The sequence below is a fragment of the Okeania sp. SIO2B9 genome (genome assembly GCF_010672505.1).
Classification (GTDB): domain Bacteria; phylum Cyanobacteriota; class Cyanobacteriia; order Cyanobacteriales; family Microcoleaceae; genus Okeania; species Okeania hirsuta.
Window position 1 is genome coordinate 1 of record NZ_JAAHGK010001183.1, and the last position, 2383, is coordinate 2383.

The 2383-nt window shown below is 31.5% G+C and carries 2 protein-coding genes; both read left to right on the forward strand.

The genetic code is table 11. The annotated features are described in order from the left end of the window. The first annotated feature begins 210 nt into the window (after positions 1–210). Positions 211–1401, forward strand: coding sequence for an 8-amino-7-oxononanoate synthase (bioF, locus tag F6K13_RS28695; protein WP_124146118.1), 1191 nt, complete (start codon positions 211–213; stop codon positions 1399–1401). A 51-nt stretch (positions 1402–1452) separates the two neighbouring features. Then, entirely contained in the window at positions 1453–2157 is a 705-nt protein-coding gene (locus tag F6K13_RS28700; RefSeq protein WP_124146117.1) for a hypothetical protein, read from the forward strand. Positions 2158–2383: the final 226 nt, after the last annotated feature.

Here is a 2383-nt window from a genome sequence, read left to right on the forward strand (position 1 = left end):
AGAGAATAAATAATATCTCCTTATATTCAATTCCGTAACGGTTTTAACCAGAGGTAATTATCAATGATCCATTATCAATTATCAATTAATGAATGAGGTACAGTTGTTTTTCTACTCCCTACTTCCTACTCCCTAAAAAAAAGGAATTTTGTACCTCACGCTTCTTGGGAATTACTATAGTAAAGACAAATAAAATAAATCAGAAAAAAAATGCCAAATAATCCCTATAATTGGATAGATAAATCCCTATCAATAATACATAAAGCTAACTGGTATCGTTCAGTCAAAACCATCGACAGTCTTCCCGGTGCAATCATAAAATTAGAAGGAAAAAAACTCATCAATTTTGCCAGTAATGATTATTTAGGATTAGCAGGAGATCGACGTTTAATTGAAGCAGCTATTCAAGCAACAAAAGAATTTGGTACAGGTAGTACTGGTTCTCGTTTATTAACAGGTCATAGAGAAATACATCAAGAATTAGAACTTGAAATAGCAAAATTAAAACAAACAGAAACAGCATTAGTTTTTAGTTCAGGATATTTAGCAAATATAGGCGTAATCTCTTCAGTAGTCAGTAAACGTGACCTAATTTTATCAGACAAATATAATCATTCTAGTCTAAAAAATGGAGCCATTCTTAGTGGTGCAGAAATTATTGAATATAGCCACAATAATATTGAAGAATTAACAAATCAACTAGAACAATATCGAGAAAAATATCGTCGCAGTTTAATAATTACAGATAGTGTTTTTAGTATGGATGGCGATTTATGTAAACTACCATTATTATTAGATTTAGCAGAAAAATATAACAGTATGTTATTAGTAGATGAAGCTCATGCTACAGGAGTATTTGGAATGAATGGAGGAGGTTGTGTCGAATATTTTAACTGTACAGGAAAAGAATTAATTCAAATTGGTACTCTCAGCAAAGCATTAGGAAGTTTAGGAGGCTATGTTGCTGGGTCAAAAAAATTAATTGAATTTCTCAGAAATAGAACACCCAGTTGGATATATACAACAGGTTTAACTCCCGCAGATACTGCTGCTGCTTTAACAGCTATAAAAATTATCAAAAAAGAACCAGAACGTCGTCTCAAATTATGGCAAAATGTAGAGACACTAATTAATTTACTAGAAATAGAAAATCGGCAGAGGAGCGAGGTAAAAGCAACTACAAAAAAATACCAATCCCCAATAATTTGTTTTCCTCTAAAAAATGCAGCCGAAGCATTAGAAGTGGGAGAATATTTAAAACAAAAAGGTATTTTTGCTCCAGCTATTCGTCCACCTACTGTTAATACCAGTCGCATTCGCATTTCTCTAATGGCTACCCACGAAACAACTCATCTTCAGAAATTAGTAGCAGCATTAATTAATTTAGGTAAGCAATACTAATTTGAAGAATGACTGTAATGAGATTGAACCTATTAATAATAAATTAGATTAATGGATAAACTAAACATTTGTCTGAGTCAACATGGTTCAGCAGCTCAAGATTATATTGACCGAGCTATTTTACTAAATGATGAAATTTGTTTATTGCCAAAATTTGGTTTTCCTCCATCCATTTTTGAGGCGATCGAAAAAACTTTAGAAGTGGAAAAATGGTTTGGTAGAAAAGCATTTGGCCCTGAGTTTGTTGTGAATATTCAGTTATTTGCTAAACCAGCAACATATACCCCAACATCAAAAGATATTGATTCGGGAGTTGTTCAGTTTTTCTTTGAATTAGGAAAACAATGTCTTAATAGCGATCGCTATTTAAACTGTTTTGAAAGTTCTTGGTATTTCCCTTATGAACATGAAGAAGGATATATTTTAGACCAGATGAAAGATATTAGTCAATTTGAGTTTATTGAATGGTTTAAAGCTATTTTTTTTACGGATAGATATGACCCTAGATTGACAAAAAAATCCTCAGCTAAATCTACTAAATCTAAATCTGGTAAATCTAAACATATCAAAGCTTTCTTAAAACACCGTGATTTAATTCTCGCAATAATTATTCCCAAACTTTTCGGAAAACAATCTGACAAAGTTCTATTATTTCCACTTAACAATGGTCAATATGATGAACATTATTCTTTTGTTCCTTATGTAATAATCGGTCAAACTTGTTTAATGTTTATTATGGTAGAATACATTCTTTAAATTGATAATTTAGATTTTGTCTACCCTAATTTTTGAGATTAATTGATAAGAAGTAAAGATTTGCCGTCTACCTTTTTCACCTCTAAGTATTAAGTCTTAATATCAAGTTTTATTTTCAGGATTGAATATTTCTACTGAACGTTCCACATATTCAATGGTGCGTTACGACAGATACTAAAATGGCTCTAGCAACTCAAATTGTAGCTGTCTAACGCACCCTACTAGA